This is a genomic window from Mucilaginibacter kameinonensis (genome assembly GCF_003675385.1).
In the GTDB taxonomy this organism is placed as follows: Bacteria; Bacteroidota; Bacteroidia; order Sphingobacteriales; family Sphingobacteriaceae; genus Mucilaginibacter; species Mucilaginibacter kameinonensis.
This window is the reverse complement of record NZ_RCWZ01000001.1, coordinates 335,891-359,536: the sequence shown is the minus strand read 5'-3', so window position 1 is coordinate 359,536 and position 23,646 is coordinate 335,891. Positions and strand designations below refer to the sequence as shown.

Here is a 23,646-nt window from a genome sequence, read left to right as displayed (position 1 = left end):
CATGGAAAAAATCCTGGTAGGCATCTATAATTATTTTAATGCCCGCAAGCCGCTGTTTTATACGGTGTTTGCGTTAAGCTTTGTGCTTGTCGGTTTTTTTGCTTCGCGGATAAGGTTTGAGGAGGATATCTCCAAGATACTGCCCAGGGATAAAAAGATAGAAAAGCTCAACTACATTTTCCAAAACTCCAAGTTTGTGGATAAGCTGGTGGTGATGGTGTCGCTTAAAGATTCCGCACAGCAGCAACCCGATAGCCTCATAGCCTTTGCTGATAATTTTACAGAAACCATTCAGCAAAAACTGCCCCGGTATATCAGCAAGATCAACGCTAAGGTTGATGATGGGCTGGTGTTGGAACTTTTTGGCACTATTAATAAAAGCCTACCCATTTACCTCACCGAACGTGATTACCTGAACATCGATACGCTCATCCGCCCGGATAAGGTCAAAGAAACCCTCGCCCGCGATCTGCGTACGCTTACCTCACCCGCCGGACTTGCACTGAAAAGCATGATCAGCAGCGATCCTGTTGGTATTTCATACCTCGGCTTAAAAAAACTACAGCAGCTACAGTATGACGAAAATTTTGAACTGTATGATAGCTATGTGATGACTAAAGATCACAAGAACCTGCTACTGTTCATCACGCCAAAATATTCGCCCAATAATACCGGCGAGAACGCGGTAATGCTTAAGGGCATCGACAAGGTTATCGATAGCCTGGAAGCTAAAAGTTTTAAAACCGTCAATTGCAGCTACTTCGGCACTACAGCCGTATCGGTAGGTAATGCCCTGCAATTGCGCCGTGACTCCATGTTTACCCAGGGCATTACGGTGGTGTTCCTGATCGTGTTCCTGGGTTTTTATTTCAGAAAAAAGCGGGCCCCGGTTGTGATCCTGGTGCCGGTGTTGTTCGGCGCTTTGTTCTCATTGGCGATAATTTATTTTGTTAAAGGCAGTATTTCGGTAATTGCCCTTGGGACAGGCTCGGTGGTGCTGGGCATAGCGGTTAATTATTCGCTGCATGTGTTTAACCATTACCGCCATACACGCAGCATTGAGCAGGTGATCCGTGATTTAGCCATGCCGCTTACCGTGGGCAGCTTTACAACTATAGGAGGTTTCTTTTGCCTGGAGTTTGTACAATCCGAAATGCTGAAGGACCTTGGCCTTTTTGCTGCCTTTAGTTTAATCGGAGCTTCGTTTTGCTCGCTGATGTTCCTGCCGCATTTCATCGCCTCAAAAAAAGAGCAGCATGAGCATATCGCGCAGCTTTCCTGGATCGACAAGCTGTCGGCCTACAACCCCGAGTATAATAAATTTATTATTTCGGCTATTGTAGTACTTACGGTTGTATTTAGCTATACGGCCCGCAATGTGAGCTTTGAAACGGATATGAACCGTATGAATTTCATGACCGATAAGCTCAAAGCATCCGAAGCCAAACTAAACGCCATAAATAAATATGCCCTGCAGTCGGTTTATCTCCTGGCCGAAGGCAAGACACTGGATCAAGCTCTTCGGACTAACGAAAAGCTCTCGGCCCGGATAGACTCATTGAAAGAAAAGAATATCGTCAAAAAATACTCCGGCGTTTCATCGCTAATCATTTCCGATTCGCTGCAAAAAGCGCGAATTGCCCGATGGAATAACTACTGGACACCCGCTAAGAAACAGCAATTGATGGCGGTATTGATTAAAGAAGGAACCGTTTTAGGTTTCAAACCTTCCGCTTTTGATCATTTTCAGGAGCTCGTCAACAAAAACTTTAAACCGGTTGGGCAGCAGGAGATGGCTGGTATCCGCAAAAGCTTGCTGGATGATTATATCACCGAGCGACTAGGCCGGGCCGGGGTGATCACACTGGTTAAAATATCCCCGGAGGATAAAACCAAACTGTACAACCTGTTTGAGAATTCAACAAATGTTACCGTAGTTGATAAACAATACCTCACCACCCGCTTTGTAGGTATCATCAATAATGATTTTGCAAGCATCGCCATCATGTCGTCGCTGCTGGTGTTTACCGTGCTGTTACTTACGTATGGGCGCATTGAGCTTACGCTGGTTTCATTTATCCCGATGTTTATTTCCTGGATCTGGATATTGGGGCTGATGGGATTGCTGGGCATCCAGTTCAATATCGTAAACATCATCATATCGGCCCTGATATTTGGTTTAGGCGATGACTATAGCCTGTTTATTATGGATGGGCTGTTGCAGGAGTATAAAACCGGCAAAAAAAACCTGTCGTCGTACAAGTCATCTATATTCCTGTCGGCCATTACTACAGTAGTAGGTTTGGGCGTGTTGATATTTGCCAAACACCCGGCTTTGCGTTCCATCGCGTTGATCTCCATTATCGGGATAGTTTGCGTGGTGGTGATGGCCCAGATCCTGATCCCGTTTTTGTTTAACCTGCTGATCAGGAACAGGGTAAAGGCCAGGCGCTTCCCGTGGACTATAAGCGGCTTTGTGATCTCGGTTTTCGCGTTCACTTATTTTGTAAGCGGTTGCCTGTTATCGAGCCTTATTGGTTTACTGCTTATCAAGCTTAATCCGTTTAAAGGCGAAAGGAGCAAATATGTTTATCATACAATCCTGTCGAAGTTTTGCTGGTCGATGATGTACATTATGCCCAACCTGCGTAAGCGCGTGGTGGATAAGGATAGCTTTGAAAAGCCCGCTGTAGTGATCAGTAACCATCAATCGTTTCTGGATATTTTGGTGCTGATCATGCAGCATCCTAAGCTCATCCTGTTTACCAACCACTGGGTATGGAATTCGCCGGTGTTTGGAGCGGTGGTGAGGATGGCCGGTTATTTCCCGGTGGCCGAAGGTATGGAGCAGAACATTGATGAACTGACTGAGAAAGTTAAACAAGGATATTCGATGGTGATCTTCCCGGAGGGCAGCCGCTCGCCCGATGGCAAAATGAAACGTTTTCATAAAGGCGCGTTCTTTTTGGCTGAGCAAACAGGAATGGATATATTGCCTATTGTGCTGCATGGTACGGGCTACAACATGACCAAAGGCGATTTTCTGTTGAAAAACGGAACTATCACCATCAAGTATCTGCCGCGTATAGCAGCTGATAATGCTTCATTCGGTACAGGCTACGCCGAGCGCACTAAAAATATCAGCCGTTATTTTAAAGAAGAATACCAGAAGCTAAGCGCCGAAATTGAGCAGCCCGCTTATTTTAAAGAGCAGCTGATTTACAATTACCTGTACAAAGGCCCGGTGCTGGAATGGTACATGCGTATCAAGCTAAGGCTCGAAAAAAATTACCAGATATTTCATGATCTGCTGCCTAAACAAGGCAAAATGCTTGATATGGGTTGTGGGTATGGCTTTATGCCTTACATGCTGTACTTTGCAGTACCAGGTCGGGAGTTTACCGGGGTTGATTACGATGAGGAAAAAATAGAGGTGGCTGCAAATTGCTTCGGCAAAGCGGACGATATCAATTTTGTTTATGCCGATGCCCTTGCCTTTGAAATGCAGCGTTACGATGCCATTATCATGGCCGATATGCTGCACTATTTACAACCCGATGAGCAAACGCGATTGATTGAAAAGTGCATCGCTAATTTAAATCCTGCCGGTATGCTCATTATTCGCGATGGGGATGCCGATCTGCAGCAGAGGCAAAAGGGAACGGCTTTAACTGAGCTTTTTTCCACACGTTTGTTGGGCTTTAATAAAACAGGAAAAAAAGGCTTGTCGTTTATTTCAGGAAAAGTGCTCCGGGAGCTGGCCGCGGTGCATGGTATGTCATGCACTCAGGTTGACAATAGCCGGTACACATCAAATATTATTTTTGTGATGAAAAAGGAAGGGAAGCAGGTTTAAATGGACGATAAGTTTGATGTACTGATCATTGGCAGCGGCATGGGCGGGCTGGTTTGCGCCGATATGCTCGGTCGCGAAGGTTACCGTGTTTGCGTTGTTGAAAAGAATAAACAGCTTGGCGGCTCATTGCAAACCTATGTGCGCGACAGGGTGATCTTTGATTCGGGGGTGCACTACCTCGGCGGGCTCGACAAAGGTCAGAACTTATACCAGATCTTTAAGTACATCGATATTATTGATAACCTGAAGCTGGAAAAGCAAAATCCCGACGCTTTTGATAAGATCATGATCGATAACGATCCGGTTGAATATCCGCAGGCTCAGGGCTATGATAATTTCATCAAACAACTGCTGGTTTATTTCCCGTATGAAGAGCCTGCTTTGCGTGCCTATTGTGACAAGCTGAAAGAGGTTTGCGATAAGTTTCCGCTGTACAACCTGCGCTCGTCGGATGATTTTTATGAAAAGGCCGATGTGCTGGAGGTAGATACTGAAGCATTCCTGGCATCTATAACCGATAATAAGAAATTGCAGCAGGTGCTGGCGGGTAATAACTCTTTATACGCCGGGGAAGCCGATAAAACGCCGCTGTACGTGCATGCGCTCATCCTCAATAGCTATATAGAAAGCTCCTGGAAATGTGTTGACGGCGGCTCGCAGATTGCTAAACTCATTGCCCGCAATATCCGCGACAGGGGCGGCGTTATCATCCGGAATAAAGCCGTAAAAAAACTGGTGGAACAGGGTGGTAAAATAGCGTATGTTGAATTACAGCATGGTGAAAGGCTGTATGCCGGTCATTTCATTTCCAACATTCACCCGGTAAAAACACTGGAAATGACGGATTCGGCAGTGATCAAGAACGTGTACCGTAACCGCTTGAAGAGCCTGGAAAACTCGGTATCATCATTCACCATCAACATTGTGTTTAAAAAAGACTCGTTCAAATATTTTAGCCACAACGTTTACAGTTTTAAGGACGGGCAGGTATGGCATATGGCCAATTATACGCAGCAAAATTGGCCCTTGGGTTATGCCGTGTTTATGACGCCATCATCAAAAAACAAGGAATACGCCGATGGCATGACCATCCTGGCCTATATGCGCTATGAGGAAGTAAAGCCCTGGGAGGATACTTTTAATACCGTATCTGATGAAGCTTACCGGGGCGAAACCTACGAGCAATTTAAAAAGCGCAAAGCCGAAGTTTTACTGGACGATGTGGAACTGAAATTTCCGGGTTTAAGGGATAAGATCTATTCATACTATACCGCCACACCGCTTTCATATCGTGACTATATTGGCAATGACGATGGCTCCCTTTACGGCATTGCCAAAGATTATAAACACCCGCTTAAAACGTTTATTTCGCCGCGTACCAAATTGCCTAATTTGTACTTCACGGGCCAAAATCTTAATTTACATGGCATTTTGGGTGCTGCCATGAGCGGGATAGTAACCTGTTGTGCTTTGTTGGGTAATGATGATCTGATAGATAAAATAAGAAATGCGTAACAGGAAATTCAGCTGGAAGCGGTTTGGGAAAGGGTTGCTTTACACAGGCCTGGTGTTTGTGGGGCTGCTGCTTATTGGCTTTATCTACCTGTATTGTGTAGCTATTGATTATCCCCCAAAACCTGCTGATTTGAGCAGTCTGCAATTACAGCGTAAGCAACCTTCACCTGGTTTTTACACTATCAATAACAACTGGTTCAGGAAAAGCAAGAGCGGTTTGTTTGAGATGTATGTGGAGGGAAAACCTTTTGAACGCGGTGTAATAAACGGTAAGCTGAGCAAAGAACTGGTGGTTAACCAGGAAGTTTACTTTACCGATCAGATCAACAAGATCATCCCTTCAAAATCTTACCTGTCATTCCTGAAGTATTTTATCGCCTGGTTTAACCGCGATCTGGCCAAGAATGTGAGCGAAGAATATAAAGAGGAGATTTACGGCATCTCTAAATCAGCATCGGATAAATACCAGTACATAGGTTCCAATTATCAGCGGATATTGAATTACCATGCCGCGCATGATATCGGGCACGCTTTGCAGAGCATGGCCTTGGTGGGCTGTACCTCCTTTGGTACCTGGAATGATCGCTCGGCCGACGGCACCATGATTGTAGGCCGCAATTTTGATTTTTATGTGGGCGATAATTTTGCGCACGATAAAATAGTGGCTTTCTTCAACCCGTCTGAAGGGTATAAATTCATGACCATAACCTGGGGCGGCTTCGTGGGCGCGGTGTCGGGCATGAACGAAAAGGGCCTGAGCGTTACCATCAATGCCGATAAAACCAATATCCCCTCAGGTTCGGCCACGCCGGTATCGTTAGTGGCCCGTGAGATATTGCAATACGCTCAAAACATTAACGAAGCCATCGCGATAGCGAAAAAGCGCAAGATGTTTGTGTCCGAATCATTCCTGGTAGCCTCGGCAGAGGATAATAAAGCGGTGGTGATCGAAAAAACGCCCGATACGCTGGATGTGTATGACCCGCACCAAAACTATATCGTTTGCGCCAACCATTTTCAAAGCAAGGGACTGGCACATTCAAAAGAAAACCTGGTACAGCTAAGCAACAGCGCCTCGCCGTACCGTTATCAGCGCTTAATGGAACTGCTAAACGCCGAGGGCAAAAACACCGTGCAAAAAACGGTTGATATTTTACGTGACCGCCAGGGTTTACACGGCGAAGATATTGGCATGGGGAACGAGAAAGCGTTGAACCAGCTGATCGCGCACCATTCGGTAGTGTTTGAGCCGCAGAAGCTGTTGGTTTGGGTATCCACTTCGCCATGGCAATTGGGCCAATTTGTAGCTTACGATCTGAAAAAGATTTTTGCCATGAAAGGCATGCAAGCCGATCATGAAGTTATCGACAGCGCCCTAACCATTAAACCGGACCCGTTTTTAAACACCATGGCTTATCATGATTTCATAACTTTCCGTACGCTGAAACAAAAAGCTTTTGATGGCGGCGAAATTAGCCCCGATAGTGTGGTAGCCAGCAACCCGCAGTTTTACCATGCGTATGTAATAGCCGGTGACTACTCGTTTAAGCACAACGATTATAAAAAAGCACTCGGTTACTATAAAACGGCTTTAACCAAAGTGATTGCCACTGTAAACGAGGAAAACTATATTAAAAAGCAAATTGAAAAATGTACTAAAAAGATAAGTTCATGACGGTAGCAGGAGTAGGTATTGATATGATAGAAGTGGAGCGTGTGCAAAGCAGCATTGCCAAAGAACAGGGCTTTCGTGAGCTGGTTTTTTCGGCAAGGGAGATTGCTTATTGCGAGAGTAAAGCCAACAAGTATCAGCACTACGCAGCCCGCTTTGCCGCTAAGGAGGCTTTTTTTAAAGCCTTAGGCACAGGCTGGCTAAAAGATACCGCCTTTAACGAAATTGAGATCAGCAATGATGCAAACGGCAAGCCATATCTTGAAGCCATTGGTGAAAGTGCCGTAGTAATCAATCGTGAGGGCCCGCTTAAAATATCCGTATCATTAACCCATTTAAAAACAATGGCATCAGCCGTGGTAATTATCGAAAAGTGATAGCATATCCACCTAAATCATTAGCATACCAACCCAAACATGAGGTTGTTGAAATACAAGAGCAAAAATTGCAGGAATTGCTGGCTTACCTCAGTCAGAATTCGCCGTTTTATAAAGACCTTTTTGTTAAGCATGATATAGATATCAGCCAGATCAAAACGCTTGGTGATCTGCGGCTGATCCCGACAACGACCAAAGAAGATTTGCAAAAGCATAACGATGATTTTTTATGCGTGGATAAGGGGAGGATCATTGAGTACAGTTCTACATCAGGCACGTTGGGTAGCCCGGTAACTATAGCGCTTACCGAAAATGATTTGGAACGGTTGGCTTATAATGAATATAATTCTTTCACCTGTGCCGATGGTTCGCCTGCCGATTTGTACCAGTTGATGCTCACGCTCGACAGGCAGTTTATGGCTGGAATGGCTTATTACTCGGGAATCCGTAAGATAGGCGCCGGTATTATAAGGCTGGGGCCGGGCGTGCCCTCATTGCAGTGGGAAACCATTTTAAGGCTGAAACCTACGGCTATTGTAGCCGTGCCATCATTCATTTTAAAGCTGATCCAGTTTGCGCAGGAGCACAATATCGATATCAGTGCTTCGTCGGTTAAAAAGGCGGTTTGTATTGGTGAAAACATCCGCAATACCGATTTTAGCCTGAATATCCTCGGCCAAAAAATAACCGAGGCCTGGAATATCAAATTGTATTCAACCTATGCCTCTACCGAAATGCAAACCGCTTTTACCGAGTGCGGCGAGGGCAGGGGCGGGCATCACCAACCCGAGCTGTTAATAGTGGAAGTATTGGATGAGCATAATAATCCGGTTGCTCCCGGCGAATCGGGCGAGGTGACCATTACTACGCTTGGCGTGGAGGGCATGCCATTATTGCGGTACAAAACCGGCGACATCTGCCATTATTTTGACGAGCCCTGTACCTGCGGTCGTACAAGCATCAGGCTGTCATCCATCGTTGGTCGTAAAAAACAAATGATCAAATTTAAAGGGACAACCCTTTACCCGCCGGCATTGTTCGATCTGCTGAATGGTATGGAAGAGATCAAAGATTTTGTAGCCGAAGTATACTCTAACGAAATAGGAATGGATGAAGTGCTACTGCATCTGTTGCCACTAAACTACACCGATGAGTGCGACCGGAAGATCCGTGCAAATTTACAGGCCCGACTGAGGGTGAGCCCGCACATCACTTATTTAAAACACGATGAAATGCAGAAATTACAATTCCCTGAGGCGGTACGTAAGCCGGTTAAATTCATCGATAAAAGAAAGTAAGTGATTATGTGCTAACTTTGCGGCATGCATAATGCCGATATCCTGGGCCGGTTAACGCAGCAGTTTGAATTGCCGTTTAGTAACCCGGTACTCGTTTTCTCGCTGATACTTTTGATCATTTTACTTGCTCCTATTATTATGGGCAAGTTCAGGTTTCCGGGCATAGTGGGTTTTATTTTGGCAGGGATAGCAATTGGTCCGCACGGGTTAAACCTGCTCAAGAAAAATTCGGCTATTGACTTGTTCTCTACCATAGGCTTGCTGTACATCATGTTCATTGCAGGGGTTGAACTCGACCTGAATGAGTTTAAACAGAAGAAACATCGCAGCCTGGTATTCGGCTTTTTTACTTTTTGTATTCCTATACTTATTGGCTTCCCGATATGTTATTACCTGCTGGGTTATCCGCTGATAACATCGGCATTAACAGCGAGTATGTTTGCTACGCATACGCTGGTGGCTTATCCTATTGTGAGCAAATATGGTATGGCTAAAAATGAGGCCGTGGCCATTAGCGTTGGTGGTACTATCCTCACCGATACCGCCGTACTAATATTATTGCCGGTAATTATGGGTGCTAAAAATGGCGGGCTGGGTTTCAGCTTCTGGCTGCAGCTGATGATCTCGCTGTCGATTTTCGCCTTTATCATGTTTGTGCTGATACCGCCACTGGCGCGTTGGTTCTTTAACCGCTATCGCGACAGCAAAACATTGCCTTATGTATTTGTGCTGTTTATCGTGTTCCTGTCGGCCTTTCTTTCGCAGCTGGCCGGGGTTGAACCTATTATCGGTGCCTTTGTGGCCGGGCTGGCGCTGAACAAGGCGGTACAGCAATCGCAGCAATTAATGCACCGGATTGATTTTGTAGGTAATGCCATATTTATTCCATTCTTCCTCATCAGTGTGGGTATGCTGGTTGATCTGCGGGTACTTACGCGTGGTCCGCAGGCTACTATTGTAGCCCTGAGCCTTACGCTCGGCGCTTTGTTAGGGAAATGGCTGGCGGCACTATCTACCCAAAAAATATTCAAATATTCGGCGACACAGCGTACGCTAATATTTGGCCTAAGCAGTGCCCATGCCGCCGCTACACTGGCCATTATACTGGTTGGCTTTAAGGCACAGATCATAGACGATAATATTTTGAACGGCACCATTATCCTAATCCTGGTGACCTGTGTGGTAGCTTCATTTGCTACCGAGCATGCCGGTAAGAAATTGGTTAAACGTTTGGAAGAACCGCCCGTTTTAACAGAAGAAGAATCAAGTATTGGTTAAAATCGTTGCAGATACTGCTGTTCGAAGTCTCTGACTTCGAATTAGCTATGGATGTAGTTTGTAACTACATGTAGTCAAAGACTACAAGCATAGTCGTCCGAAGTCACAGACTTCGGACAGCACATTAAACAGGCTAAAGAACTGCCTGTTTTAAAATAAGAAGAACAAACTATCGGCTAAAACCGATGATAATATGAGAAGAAGGATACACAGGCACATACGCACAGCAAAGTACATTGTTTACAAAGAAACCCTTGTTGATTTCAGGGAACACTTCTGGACATTTATCAGCTCGTTTTCGGGCATTGCGCTAATTGGCTTGCTAAACAGCAAATACTTTACTGCTTCAGATAATCTTTTCCTGATCGGCTCGTTTGGGGCTTCTTCGGTATTGATTTATGGCGTGATTAATAGTCCACTGGCACAGCCACGCAACCTGGTAGGCGGGCACGTGCTTTGTGCCCTGGTTGGTGTTACGATACACAAACTCGTTCCTAACGAATTATGGCTGGCCGCAGCACTTTCAGTGTCGATATCAATAGTATTGATGCAGATTACCAGAACCCTTCATCCGCCGGGCGGAGCCACAGCTTTGATCGCCAATATCGGCTCTGAAAAAATAAAAGCGCTGGGTTATATGTATGTATTTAGTCCCGTGTTTTCAGGTGCAATGATCCTGTTATTGATAGCCTTGTTGTTCAACAACATGACCAAACACAGGCATTATCCTAATAATAAAAAATGGCTGCAGGTATGGCGGCGATACCAGCGGTAATAATTGTACGTCATTATTGCCTGTGCTCTGGTAGTTTGATTTTTTCTAATGATTTGATCGCTAAGAACTAATGTTTATTTTAAAATAGTATTACGTCCAACCCAATTAGTTTTTCGGCGAGTTGGCGATTATATCTCAGTAACCCTTAAACATTATCTAAAGGAATATAACGACAGTTCGAAGTCTCTGGCTTCAGACAGCTTAATGTCAGCAATAGTTTTACTTAAGTTGTTTGTTGAATAAATGCCGGGAAGTGTTGTAATGTCCTTGCTAATAAGCAAATAATGATAATATAAAAGATAAGCATTCTGGTCTGCCTGGTTTTTAATTGAAAAGCCGTTAACCAGGAAATTATAGTGATAGTGACAGCGATAACCAGCATGCCGGCGAAGAAGTTGTTGAGCCTATTGGAAGGGATGAGTGAATAGCGTAAACCCTGGTATGTTAATTCTGCCAAGCATCCCGTTGCTGTGCCATAAAGTGTGAGTTTTACCATGCTCAAATCAGGTTGAAGACGAAGCATCCGTTTTTCGGTACCAATGCACATTCCTATTAAAATAGTGCTGAATATTACGCTGCTTGTCGTTATTGGGGTAAGCGGAATATATTCGGGAATATTAAAGTCGGATAAATAAAGAAGGTAGAGTGTTGCTGATAGTAACACAGCTTCAATTATACTGTATGTGATAATGGTTTTGAAAACAGGGCTCATGCTTGCTAAATATAGTAAAAAATGAAGCTTGAAACGTCAACAGCAGAACAACCTACTGGGTAAAGCAGATTAGTAGATCAACTTATAACTATCCCCCTCTACCAATACTGCTTTGGAGAAATCAACTCTGATCTTTTCATTTTCCGAACCTCCAACTGTTTCGCCTGCATTGAGTTTTATGCCGCTCATAAGCAAATAATGAGATACATTGTATAACAACTCATGAATATCCTTAAACGAGTGGTCGGAGTCAATTATCTCTATCTCATTTAATCCAAAAGCCTTAAGTCCGTAAGTGTAACCGCTGTTTTTATTGTCTGCTTTTCTTAACCCGAAGTAAATCCAAATACTTAGGGGCAGGTCCGAGGCACTCATAGCGGCAGCATTTACCAAATAATCGTTTTTGGGTATTAGTAATGATTGCGTACCGTCGTAAACGCCTATTGCATCAGTAGTTTTAAGAAGGCTGTTAGTAACCAGGGTAACCAGGCGAAAATGTTTAATATGATCGTTATTGGTTGATGATAGGGCTACGATAATATGGGCCTGATAATCTTTAAGGTCCTGAACTGCTGTTGGCCAGTTATAGGCGTACATGGCCGTGTTTTCAATATCTTCAGCAGGAATGGCAAAAGGCATTAACGATATAAAAAACTGTTCATCGTCAACTTTAAATGAACCTGTCTCCTGGCTGCTTTCAGATTCGTTTATGATTAGGTTGGTACGGAGGGTATCAATAAATTCATCAAAAGAAAAAGAACGGATATCAGGTATTAGAACCATTGCCAGTTTTATTTGTGGAGTATTTGATGGTTGAGGTTTTTTAAACAGCTTTTTAAGAAAGTTCATGGTAACTAATATATTAATTAGTTTTAACCTGTGTTGTTAAAGATACCGGCAAACAAACTGTTGTTCCTGCTTTGATTTTAAATTCAAGCGATTTCAATTTAGTTGGTCGCGGCACGTTATTACCCTCGGTAATTTGTAAAAACTGGTTGGGTGCTATATTTCTGAAATATTGCTTTTCCGCGGTTCCAGCCCATTTTATCTCTATCTCGGCAATTGATTTGGCCTGGCCTATCCCTATTTCCTGCCGAAGGGGCGATGAGCCAAAACTACCGCCGGAGTTTACATCCTTGTAAACGCTGCGTTTCACGCCGTTCTCCATAAATGTTAGTTTAATGTGACTGCCAATAGCTGCTTTGTTGGCTTTGGTACCCTCCAGCTTTAAGCTGATCCAGTTATTGTTGTTTTGGCCTGGATTTACATACAACGGGTTAGCGTACGAGTCGCCGTTATAAGTTCCGCCCATTTCGGCATAAATGTCTTGTTTGCCAACGTTCCTGAAGTCGGCGAAGGCAATGCCATGACCTTTTTGCAGGTTGCCAACCCGGGCCGATGTAGTTACATCAGAAAAACGTTTCCCACTCATATTACGAAACAATTTGTTGGGCACCAGCGAACGGAAATCGGGGTTGCCGGTGCCGAAATACATATCGGGATAGCCATCGTTATCAATATCGCCAAAGTTGCAGCCCATGGCAAATACTACCCTGGTTAGCCCGGCCTGGTCGGTTATATCGGTAAAAGTGCCGTTCTTGTTATTTCGGAACAGAAAGATGTTGCCGGCTCCTTTTACAGGTTTACCGAGGGCTTCGGAAGCGGCAAAGTAACCTAATGTGGTGGTATAGCTTTTAAAGTTGAAATTACAGGCTACCAGGTCAAGGTAACCATCGTTATTGTAGTCAAAAAACCAGCTGCCAAAGGTTGGGTTTGTATTATTTGCAAAACCGGCCTTGTCGGTCACGTTTTCAAAATTTACATTTTTTCCGGGCTGTGTTGTGTTGTGCAGCAGGAATTTTTTTCCGTCGATGCAGGATACAAAAATATCAGGTTTACCGTCGTTATCATAGTCGCCGGAGGTAACGCCTTTTACAAAACCAACCACATCACAATGGGCCTGTTCAGCCACGTTTACAAAACCCTCGCCATGGTTATTGATGTATAGGGCGCATTTTTCAATGTCATCGGGCGTTTTGCTTTCGTAGCCTATAAAAACATCCAGCCATCCATCGTTGTTAAAATCGGCCCAGGTAGCGGTTTGAGTGGAGTGATAAAAGAGCAGGCCGCTTGGTATGGTTACATCTGTAAAAGTGCCGTCGCCGTTATTACGAAGCAGGGAACTTGGCTGGTTGCCAAAGCCCTTATCAAGCCAGGCTCCCCGCAAAACAAAAATATCGGGTTTGCCATCGTTATTATAATCGGTTTGTTGAATGTTTAAGCCGCCGGTTATGCCTTTCAGTCCGGCGGTTTCCGCAATATCAGTAAATGTGCCATCCTTATTGTTTCTGAAGTAATGCATAGCATCATCAAAGCCCATACCCGATGTTATGAGGTCAATATAGCCATCACCATTAAAATCATCCGCAATAACGCCGCCTGCTTTGTTATTAACACTTAAGTTAAGACTGGGGCCTGCATCAACAAATGGTTTTACTTTAAAGCCGGTATCAATGTTTAGGTTAGGAATAAGGAGGTCGTGAGGTACTTCCTGCGGATATTTACCCAAAGTCATAAACGCTATATTCAGCAGCCATCTTGATTCCAGATCACCGGGGTTTTTTTTCAAGATCTGTTCATAAATTTCGATGGCTTTGGTTGATCCTGTTTTAATTACATGTACACCTTCGCCCCGGATAGGAAATACACACGATGAGCCGGTATGGTTAAGCATACAATTATTGCGCTCCCCAACACGCATATAGGCTATGGCCACTTCGGGCAGCATTTGCTTGCTCACTTCGGGATCCATCCTGTCCAGCAGATTTTGATATATAGATACCGCCTTTTCTTCCTGGCCAACCCTTACTAACAACGAAGCCTTCGCATAATTCAGGAAATTGATATTACCCTGGTCTGTAACCGTATGCAGGTCCGAATCGCAATGCAGTAACTGAGCTTCCGGGCAATTTGCATTCAGCCTGCTAAAGGTTCGTTTACTCTCGTTATGAAGAATATCTATCATATCCTGGTGTGATGAACCGCCGCATGACGAGATTAAACCCGCTAAAAACGGCATTGTCAAAAAAAACAAATAGCTTTTTATATAGCTGATATAGATGTGTTGCAAACGCATAATTGAGTTGAACAATGGTAGAAATTGGTGTGCGCCGGCTGGTTAGTAAATGCAAACCGGACTAAATAGGTAACCTGGGTTTAAATAGATGTAAAGGGTTGATTATAAAGGTACTGTTTTAGTGTTAAAGGATATTGTAACATCTGTGTGAGGTTGAAATAATCACAAATGTTTTGTAAGGAGATTTTTATAATATATATGATTTACATAACTTTATAAGTGTTTTTTGACACCGTTTTATCGATGGCCCTTGACCATCCCTTCCTAATCAAATCAATACTAACCCTTAAATTATGTGTCATGAAAAAATTTGTTATTGAACGGGAGTTGCCTGGTGCGGGTAACCTTTCGCCCGAAGAATTACAGGCCATTTCACAAACATCATGTTCGGTTGTAAATGACCTGGGCAAGCCATACCATTGGATCCAGTCGTTTGTTACTGCCGATAAGATCTACTGCATCCACATTGCCGAAAGCGAAGATGTTATTCGCGAACACGCCATGAAAGGCGGCTTCCCGGTAACCAGTATTGCGGAGGTTAAAGCCGTTATCGACCCTACAACAAGTACCGTTACAGTTTAATATCACATAAAAAGAAAAGGCCTGTAATTGATTACAGGCCTTTTCTTTTTGCGTTTTGTATGGATCAATTTCCAACAGAACCTTGTGATCTGGTTTGAAACAGTGGATCGGGTTTAAAATATGTACCGCCATTAAAGCTGATCACATAATCAGAATTAAAATGGGTGCTTTTTTTATAATAATCGGTACTGATGATCTGTGCGCCGGATTTTTGTGCCGCTTCAAATGAACTCATGTCATTAGCACGGGCTTCCTGCGTATCAGAATCGGCACGGGTACGGATGATGTAGCCTTTCTTCACCAATTTTTGAATAGCTATCAGGTCTTTTTTAGCATCATTCATAATATGGATGGCTGCTTCCGGAGTTCCGGGCAACGCGTCGGCAAATAATACACGGCCTTTTAATGAAGGGTGACCGGCTATGTAAGTCGCTCTTTTTTCGCCTTTTTCGTCAAGGATAAAGATGAATTTGCCCTTGGCTGCTTTTAGTGTTGGCCAGTTATTGTGCAGTACCGCGGCTTCAAGGGTTTTGTATGAGCCGCGCACATCATCAGGAGTAATTAAATACTGTTTGCCAAGGTAGGTCAAAATTTCTTTGTCTAAATCGGCAAAGGTTTGAGCGGTAAATTTTTCAGGAACAGTAAATCCGGGTTTATCCGGCGCCTCGTCCTTGGCATTCATGGTAATGTAGATGGGGTTATGGTTTGGATGCTCATCGCTCCATTTTTTCAACTCCTGCAGGCAAAGCTTAAAAGTAGCGCAATTGCTGCGGAAGTCGATATCCTCAATATGAAAAACCTTAAAGCCTGGCTCCTTCATTACGCCTTGGGTATCAAATGCCGGTTGGCCCGGTACCCAGTCTAATCCTTTTGGATGAGCGTATTTGCCGCCTTTAGGATCGGCATAAACATCAATCTCCAAAGCGTTCAAACCTAAGTTAAGTTGATCGCTAAGACTGATGTGCTCATAATCTATCTTGCTCATGCCAACCGAATCGCGCTGCTGCAAAAAACGGAACAGCTTTGGGTTTATAGCCTGTTTGTAGCTATTGTGCGATCCTATCACCTGGAAGTGGTTCATTTTCTGATCGTCGGGGTTGTTCAATAACGCTGATGCTGAAAGAACAATGCCTGCGATTAATCCGCCTGTAAATTTCATTTTGATAGAAATATTATTGGTTTAACGAAATAAAGCGCAAAAGGATTCCCTTTTGCGCTTTATAAAAAATGTTAATGATTAATAACCCGGGTTTTGTTTCAGGTTAGGGTTAGTTTTTAATTCGGTTGAAGGAATTGGGTATAACCTGCGGGTTGGGTCGGTGTTCATTTTCAGATCATCGGTTTTGCCACCCATAACCGGCAGCGGATATTCTTTCTCGAATAAACCGTAACGGATCAGGTCATTACGACGCCATGCTTCCCATGAAAGCTCACGTGCACGCTCGTCCAATAAACCATCCAGGTCAATTGAGGTAGCAGCCTGTGCGTGGGCACGGGTACGCAGTTTGTTTACCAAAGTAAGCGGAGTTTGCGCATCACCGTTGATGGTAGTAGGAGCGGCACCACGTAAAATAGCTTCGGCTTTCATCAGGTAAATATCAGCCAAACGGAATACAGGTACGTCGTTACTGTTTAAACGGGTTGCCTGGATAATGTTAACATCCGGGTAGTATTTAATTGAACGTACACCTTCTGATTGTGCGTTAAGTACATCGTTACCTAAGTCCATTGGTTTTAAACCGGTAAGTATAAGATCGGGTTTAATGTTGATCTGTGTGTTAGCCGGAACGCCTGCGGTGCCGGTAGGATAGTAAACAGGCTGACTGGTAAAGCCGCCGTTGCCATCTGGGTAATATTGCGGACCTGCTAACCATGTTTTGGTACGGTCATCGCCAGGAATGTTAAAACGGTTATAGAATTCAGGCGTAGTACTCATAGCGATACTTAAACCTACGTTAAATCCGTAAGCCTGTGCCAGGTAATAAAAGAAACCAAAACGGGTGAACTGGTTACCCGGAATCTGCTGGTCATAAGGAACCGCGAAGATAGTTTCATTGATTTGCGGACCGTTTGTCGGCAAAAATATATCACGGAACTTAGCGTCAAGGAAATAGTTGGTGTTAGTCTGCACGCTATCGCACATGGCAACGGTTTCCTGGTAACGGTTAGTACCGATATAAACACCAGAGTTAAGGTACATTTTTGCAAGCAGGGCAAACACCATACCTTTAGTTGGGCGACCGTATTGACCTACGTTTGTTGCCGCGTTGCTGCTTTTAGCTGGCAATAAAGGTAAAACGGTTTTAAGCTCGCTTTCGATAAACTCGTACACTTTAGCACGTGGCTGATTGGCTGGTTGTGTAGTTACCGGGAAATCGGTAATGATTGGCACGTTGCCATACAAATCCATCATGAAATAAAGGTACAGGGCGCGCATGGCTTTAACTTCGGCAACAGACGAAGCTTTTTTAGCCGCTGATGATGACGACGCGTTAATAACGCTGATGATACGGTTACAGGTATTGATACCACCGAAACCCCATTGCCATACGCTGATAACGTTTGGATGGTCAAAGGTCCAGCTGTGGTAGTGTAACTGGCGGTACTGGCCACCATCGTCAAAGTTACCATCGCGGGCAGGTAGGATAGCCTCATCTGTAGACATATCCTGCATACGCCAGTAAGGTACGGCATAGCTTGACGAAAGGTTTGAGTAAATAGTACCCAGCAATGCGGTATAATCGGCATCGGTAACCGGGAAGTTTGATGTTACGTATTGTGACTCAACAGGTACATCTAATTTTGTACATGAATATGTGCCGATCATGGTAGCGAAAGCGGCACATGCTAAAAATATCTTTTTCATCTTTTGTCTTTCTGAGGTTTATTAGAATTGTGCAGTTATACCTAAGCTGAACGTGCGTGTTTTAGGATAGTAATCGCGGTTATCGATACCCGGGGTTAAGCCGCCGATGTTAACTTCGGGATCAACACCACGGTATTTGGTAATGATGAAAATGTTATTGCCCGAAGCATAAAAACGCAGGCTTTTGATAGCCTGGATATGCGGTTTAATGGTGTAACCTAAAGTAGCGTTATCCAAACGCAGGTATGAGCCGCTTTCAAGGAAACGATCAGAGATCAGGTAAGCGTTGATATCCTTAAATGATTCGCCTAAGGTAAACCTCGGGATATTCTGCAGTTTTGAATCGGCAGGGTTGTTCAATGAAGCAAGGGTTGCATTCAATACCTTGTTACCATAAACACCACGAACCAGGAAGTTTAAGTCGAAACCTTTGTAGAAGAAACTGTTGCTCCAGCCGTAGATCAGCTTAGGCTGCGCGTCGTATTTAATAAACTGATCAGTAGTAAGCGGCTGTGTAGCTGTTGTTGAGCCATCTGCTTTTTCATAGGTACTTACACCGTTACCGTTTTTGCCCAGGTAATGCCATAAGTCAAACGTACCGATAGCATAGCCTGGCTGAATGATCTGACTGTAGTTACCTGACTGGCCTTTACCACCTAACTGTGCCGTTTGGATAAAGTTAAGGCCGAACTGGCTGTTTGATAAGCTTTCAACTACGTTTTTGTTATGCGAAACGTTGAATGAAGTGCGCCATGTAAAGGCTTGTGATTTTACCGGTACAGCGTTTAAAACAACCTCGATACCGCTGTTTTTAATTTTACCTACGTTAGCAGTGTAAAAAGGATAGAAGTAAAGTGTGGTTGATACTGGGTAGGTATAGATCAGGTCAGATGTTTTCTTGATATAATAATCTACCGAACCGGTTAAACGGTTGTTGAACAAACCAAAATCCAAACCGATGTTGGTAGTAGCAGTACTTTCCCATTTCAGGTCAGGGTTATCGTTACGTACCGGGCCAATAGGGTTTACAATGTTACCATTGCTCAGGAATTTACCACCACCCGGAGGCACACCATAAATTAAACGTGCAGTAAAGGCATCAAAACCTAAGCTGTTACCAGATACACCGTAACCGGCCCTTAATTTCAGGTCGCTGATTACAGGAATTGATTTCATGAAATCTTCGTTGATGATTTTCCAGCCGGCAGAAGCTGCAGGGAAGTAACCGTGACGTTGGTTGATACCAAATGCTGATGAACCGTCTTCCCTTAATGAAGCTTGTAACAGGTATTTATCTGAAAACTCATACTGGGCACGAGCGTAGAACGATACGAACCTCAATGTTGAGATATAGGCAGGGTTAAATACTATCTGTGATAACTGGGTTGGGTTTGAAAGCGCCAGGTAGTTGTAAGTTAAGGCATCGTTTGAAAAGCCTTGTGTTTGTACGCCAAAACCGTCGTTATTACGATCCTGCTGGTAAGAGTAACCACCTAATAATTTCAGTGAGTGTTTACCAAATACGCGATCATAATTAAAGTAAGCCTCAACAACGTTGCTGGTGTTGGTGTAAGCGCTACGTACAGCTACACCACCGGCATTAACATAAATACCAGATTGGCTGGTAGAGTAGGTGTTAACGTTATTTTGCTCTTTTTGGGTTGATCCGGATACGGTGAACTTTAAGCCTTTCAAGATGTCGAGAGATGCAAAACCATTGATCAGGGTTTTGTTATTCTCCGTCCTGGTAAAGTTGTTATTGATCAATGACAACGGGTTTAAAGGTCCACTACCTGTACGGCTGTAGTTTTCTTTATAGGTGCCATCTGCGTTATACGGGCCAACCGTTGGCAGGTAAAATAAGATACCTGATAATACCTGGCTTTGGAAAATGTCGTTGTTTTTGGTAGCACTGTTAGTAAGGGTGATACCTAACTTTAAACGATCATTAAAAAAGCGCTGGTTGATATAGCCTTTGTAGATAGTACGCTCAAGGCTGGTATTGTTCAGGATACCATTGTTTTTCATGTAGTTTACGCTTGCGCCGTACTCTGAGTTAGTGCCCGCGCCACCATATGAAAGGTTATGGTTTTGAGAGTAACCGGTTCTTTCGGCCAGTTTTTGCCAGTTGGTATTTGAACCGTCATCATCGGCCGCGCTTAATTTAGGCACGCCATTGTCAGTTAAATATTTACGCAGTTCATCGCCTGTAAGCACGTCGATGTTTTTTGATACGTTTTCAACAGCAGCGTAAGCACTGTAAGTTAAACGGGTTTGGCCGGCTTTAGCCCTGCGGGTGGTAACAATGATTACACCGTTAGCCGCACGTGAACCGTAAATAGCAGTTGAAGAAGCGTCTTTCAGAACGTCGATGCTTTCGATATCGGCAGGAGCTAAAAGGTCAATAGAAGCGCCCGGTACACCGTCAATTACATAAAATGGCTGTTGAGCAGCACCTTCACGTAATGTTGATGGCCCCCTTAATATAGTAGCCGGTTGTTTGTTAGGGTCGCCGCTTTTGGTGATGTTCAAACCTGCAACCTTACCTTGTAATAACTCGGCAGGAGTGGTTAATACACCGGCGTTAAAATCTTCGGCTTTAACAGAAGTGATAGCGCCTGTTACGTCTTTACGGCTTGCGGTACCGTAACCAATAACCACAACATCTTTAAGTTGTTTAGTATCGGTTACCATGGTAACGTTAACAACTTTTTTGTCTCCAACGATAACTTCTTTTGGTAATGAACCTAAGAAAGTAAATTTGATCACGTCTTCAGGTCCGCTTACTGTAACCTGATAAATACCGTTAGCTGTGGTTGAAGTGGCTTTACCTGTACTTTTAACCGTTACCACTACCCCTGGTAACGGTAAGTTTGTTTCGTCGGTAACGGTACCTCTGATGGTACGTTGCTGCGCGAAAGCCATTGATGTGGCCATGAACATCAGCATAAAAAGACAAATCGTTTTACTCGACCTGTGGCATAGCCTTAAGATAGATCTGTAATGTTTTTCCATAGTTTTTAATTAATGATAAACCCCTTTTAATAGTTGCCCAAGTTGAGAATATGAGGGCGATAAATTGCTGCAAAGCAACGGTTGTTTTATTATCGGGAAATAAATACCGGGTTAACTTATCTATTAATTAAAATTGATGTTGATTTTTTAAAATGTGTTGTTTGGGGTTGATTTTCAGCTTTTTGCTATCCGTACGCAAATCAGCTCTGTTAACAAAGGGTTAACAGGTTTTAAACTTTAGCGTTTTGTAAAATGCCTGTTGTCAGGCAACCCGGAAAATTCAAAGTGAATTTCAGGCTTTTTTCAATCGATGGAATATGTGGTATACGGAAGGGAGTGAGATGGAAATTACCGGTAAGCCAGCGAGATCATGGTATAGTCTGCGTTGGTTTGGATAGTGAACATGAATTCGTCGTTTTGGAATATCTTGCTGCCTGGTTTAGTATAAATGATATCCCTGAATTCGTGATTTTCGAGATAATCCTGGAATGAATGGTCATGCAATACGGGGCACATGTACAGGAGTTGTTCCAGTCTGATAGCAATGGCTGTTTTTCGTTTTTTGTTTTCCCACCTGTCCTTTTCCTGATTAAATGTCCAGCCCGCATTGATCTTATTGAGCTCGGTAGTATAAACACCGGGCCCGTCTTTCATAAGCTGGATCATATCGGCCGGGTTTATTTCTCTTTCTGCAGTGCCTGATGATTTACGCCATGGGTGAAAAAACAGTAATGATACCAGTGCGGTAGCAATCAGCAAGCTGGCCCACAGGTAGTTGCGGTTGCTTTTACGTTCAAAGATTATTGGATATTCGTCGGGAAACAATTCGTTTTTGACTACAGACAGCGTGTATTTTGCTTCGGCCCGCGCAACACCCTCTCCAACCAGCAAGGCTTCAATTTCATGGTCCGCGTTGCCATCGGCAATCATCCATTTTATCTGATCAATAATTTGTTGTTTTTCCATAGGTGATGAGGTTAGGTTTGTTTTGGAAATTCAAGATACATTTTTTGTGAAAACAACGCAATAGGAAATAAAATTGCGAACGATATCGCTCCTATAATAGGAGGCACCTACGGAGCCAATATCCGATAGGTGTTTGCTATAAACATGATACTCCTACGGAGTTAAAAATTGTGATTAGTCACCCCGTAGGGGTACCCTGTAAAAAAAAATACAAACAGCGGATATTGGCTCCGTAGGCGCCCCCTCTCAAAATGGAAGATTCGGAAAAAAAGACAGCTTTCTTAAAGCACAGTTTATAACTATTATTGTGCACTTTAATCAACGCGTTAAAACGTTTGATAAAACCCAATGAAACGTATCCTCCCGGTAATTGTACTGTCTCAATTTTTTTGCACCTCATTATGGTTTGCAGGTAACGCGGTTATGGGCGATATCGCCAAACAATTACAGCTGGAACCATCTTATCTGGCGTATTTAACAAGCGCCGTTCAATTGGGCTTTATCACCGGAACCTTGGTTTTTGCTATCCTGAGCATTGCCGACAGGTTTTCGCCTGTGCGGGTATTTTTTACCTGTGCGCTTATTGCAGCGGCTGTTAACGCCCTGGCCTGCTTGCCGGGAACGGATGCCACGATCATTTTGGTGTTGAGATATACAACAGGCTTTTTCCTGGCCGGGATTTACCCTGTGGGAATGAAGATCGCCTCCGATCATTATCCGCAGGGATTAGGTAAAGCTTTGGGTTTTTTGGTGGGTGCTTTGGTATTAGGCACGTCGTTTCCGCATTTGCTTAAAAGCCTGATGGCAGCACTGCCCTGGCGTTACGTAATATTATCAACTTCAATATTGGCTGCCTTAGGCGGTTGTGCCATGGTATTGCTTGTGCCCGATGGCCCCGCAAGAAAACCGGGCGCTGCACTGAACCCGGCCACCTTTTTGAAAAATTTTGGCAACAGGCAATTCAGGTCTGCTGCTTTTGGATATTTCGGGCACATGTGGGAGCTTTATGCGTTTTGGGCTTTTGTGCCGGTTATGCTAAGCGCTTATAATAGCCGTTACTCAGATGCTAATTTAAACGTTCCGCTCTTATCCTTTCTTATTATTGGCGTTGGGGCGTTTGCCTGTGTGGGCAGCGGGATCATTTCAGGCTATATCGGCGTAAAGAAAGTAGCCACGATGGCATTGACAATTTCCGGTGTATGTTGTTTAGTATCGCCGCTGTTTTTGTTTGCCGGTTCAGCGTGGATATTGATTGTGTTTTTATTGGTTTGGAGCATGGCTGTTATTGCCGATTCTCCATTATTTTCAACCCTAATTGCACAAAATGCCGGTCAGCAATTAAAAGGTACCGCGCTCACTATTGTTAATTGCATTGGCTTTGCTATTACCATTGTAAGTATTCAACTTATCACCGCTTTACGGACGGTTGAAAACGCGCGATATATTTATATGCTGCTGGCTATAGGCCCGTTACTGGGTTTACTGGCATTGTTGAAACGTTCCCAATAGCTAACCGGCATTATTATGCCAATGTTATTAAATAATATTGATGTAGGGTATTTGTGAATAATTGGTAGCTTTATAGTGATTTATAAACC

16 protein-coding genes are annotated in these 23,646 nt (G+C 43.8%); 9 read left to right on the top strand and 7 right to left on the bottom strand.

All coding sequences use genetic code 11. The annotated features are described in order from the left end of the window. Position 1: 1 nt before the first annotated feature. The 7 genes from EAH55_RS01525 to EAH55_RS01495 all read left to right on the top strand — a co-directional run bounded on the left by EAH55_RS01525 (position 2) and on the right by EAH55_RS01495 (position 10,771). The gene (locus EAH55_RS01525; protein ID WP_121808204.1) at positions 2-3,856 is read left to right on the top strand and encodes a trifunctional MMPL family transporter/lysophospholipid acyltransferase/class I SAM-dependent methyltransferase; all 3,855 of its coding nucleotides are present in this window, start codon (positions 2-4) and stop codon (positions 3,854-3,856) included. Beyond that, on the top strand, positions 3,857-5,371 hold the full coding sequence (locus EAH55_RS01520) for a phytoene desaturase family protein (RefSeq protein WP_121808203.1): 1,515 nt from the start codon (positions 3,857-3,859) through the stop codon (positions 5,369-5,371). It abuts the gene before it with no gap. Further along, positions 5,364-7,046: a C45 family autoproteolytic acyltransferase/hydolase gene (locus EAH55_RS01515; protein WP_121808202.1), complete on the top strand. Its 1,683-nt coding sequence runs from the start codon at positions 5,364-5,366 to the stop codon at positions 7,044-7,046. Before EAH55_RS01520 ends, EAH55_RS01515 begins: the two co-directional genes overlap by 8 nt. Beyond that, positions 7,043-7,420, top strand: a complete 378-nt coding sequence (acpS, locus tag EAH55_RS01510) for a holo-ACP synthase (RefSeq protein ID WP_114939471.1) — start codon at positions 7,043-7,045, stop codon at positions 7,418-7,420. The genes EAH55_RS01515 and acpS overlap by 4 nt, the downstream gene beginning before the upstream one ends. Next, complete coding sequence (locus tag EAH55_RS01505; protein ID WP_244228074.1) at positions 7,417-8,718, top strand: phenylacetate--CoA ligase family protein; 1,302 nt, start codon at positions 7,417-7,419, stop codon at positions 8,716-8,718. The genes acpS and EAH55_RS01505 overlap by 4 nt, the downstream gene beginning before the upstream one ends. A gap of 24 nt (positions 8,719-8,742) precedes the next feature. Then, on the top strand, positions 8,743-9,996 hold the full coding sequence (locus EAH55_RS01500; protein ID WP_121808201.1) for a cation:proton antiporter: 1,254 nt from the start codon (positions 8,743-8,745) through the stop codon (positions 9,994-9,996). Positions 9,997-10,189: 193 nt separating this feature from the next. Continuing rightward, entirely contained in the window at positions 10,190-10,771 is a 582-nt protein-coding gene (locus tag EAH55_RS01495) for an HPP family protein (RefSeq protein WP_121808200.1), read from the top strand. 223 nt (positions 10,772-10,994) lie between these two features. Here EAH55_RS01495 and EAH55_RS01490 read toward each other — a convergent pair whose 3' ends face one another. The 3 genes from EAH55_RS01490 to EAH55_RS01480 all read right to left on the bottom strand — a co-directional run bounded on the left by EAH55_RS01490 (position 10,995) and on the right by EAH55_RS01480 (position 14,562). Then, complete coding sequence (locus EAH55_RS01490) at positions 10,995-11,483, bottom strand: hypothetical protein (RefSeq protein ID WP_121808199.1); 489 nt, start codon at positions 11,481-11,483, stop codon at positions 10,995-10,997. A 69-nt stretch (positions 11,484-11,552) separates the two neighbouring features. Further along, positions 11,553-12,332 (bottom strand): DUF4261 domain-containing protein, encoded by a 780-nt coding sequence (locus EAH55_RS01485; RefSeq protein ID WP_121808198.1) that lies wholly within the window; start codon positions 12,330-12,332, stop codon positions 11,553-11,555. Positions 12,333-12,345: 13 nt separating this feature from the next. Beyond that, on the bottom strand, positions 12,346-14,562 hold the full coding sequence (locus EAH55_RS01480) for a CRTAC1 family protein (protein WP_244228073.1): 2,217 nt from the start codon (positions 14,560-14,562) through the stop codon (positions 12,346-12,348). A 357-nt stretch (positions 14,563-14,919) separates the two neighbouring features. Between EAH55_RS01480 and EAH55_RS01475 the strand changes: the two genes are divergently transcribed. After that, on the top strand, positions 14,920-15,201 hold the full coding sequence (locus EAH55_RS01475; protein WP_112568454.1) for a DUF4242 domain-containing protein: 282 nt from the start codon (positions 14,920-14,922) through the stop codon (positions 15,199-15,201). A gap of 64 nt (positions 15,202-15,265) precedes the next feature. Here the strand turns inward: EAH55_RS01475 and EAH55_RS01470 are convergent, their stop codons facing one another. The 4 genes from EAH55_RS01470 to EAH55_RS01455 all read right to left on the bottom strand — a co-directional run bounded on the left by EAH55_RS01470 (position 15,266) and on the right by EAH55_RS01455 (position 22,048). Next, positions 15,266-16,360: a phosphatidylinositol-specific phospholipase C1-like protein gene (locus EAH55_RS01470; protein WP_121808196.1), complete on the bottom strand. Its 1,095-nt coding sequence runs from the start codon at positions 16,358-16,360 to the stop codon at positions 15,266-15,268. A 78-nt stretch (positions 16,361-16,438) separates the two neighbouring features. After that, positions 16,439-18,067 (bottom strand): RagB/SusD family nutrient uptake outer membrane protein, encoded by a 1,629-nt coding sequence (locus tag EAH55_RS01465; protein WP_121808195.1) that lies wholly within the window; start codon positions 18,065-18,067, stop codon positions 16,439-16,441. A 21-nt stretch (positions 18,068-18,088) separates the two neighbouring features. After that, the gene (locus tag EAH55_RS01460) at positions 18,089-21,082 is read right to left on the bottom strand and encodes a SusC/RagA family TonB-linked outer membrane protein (protein ID WP_121808194.1); all 2,994 of its coding nucleotides are present in this window, start codon (positions 21,080-21,082) and stop codon (positions 18,089-18,091) included. Positions 21,083-21,430: 348 nt separating this feature from the next. Further along, on the bottom strand, positions 21,431-22,048 hold the full coding sequence (locus tag EAH55_RS01455; RefSeq protein ID WP_121808193.1) for a hypothetical protein: 618 nt from the start codon (positions 22,046-22,048) through the stop codon (positions 21,431-21,433). 348 nt (positions 22,049-22,396) lie between these two features. Between EAH55_RS01455 and EAH55_RS01450 the strand changes: the two genes are divergently transcribed. Next, a complete protein-coding gene (locus EAH55_RS01450) occupies positions 22,397-23,557 on the top strand; it encodes an MFS transporter (RefSeq protein ID WP_121808192.1) in 1,161 nt (386 codons plus the stop codon). Positions 23,558-23,646 lie beyond the last annotated feature (89 nt).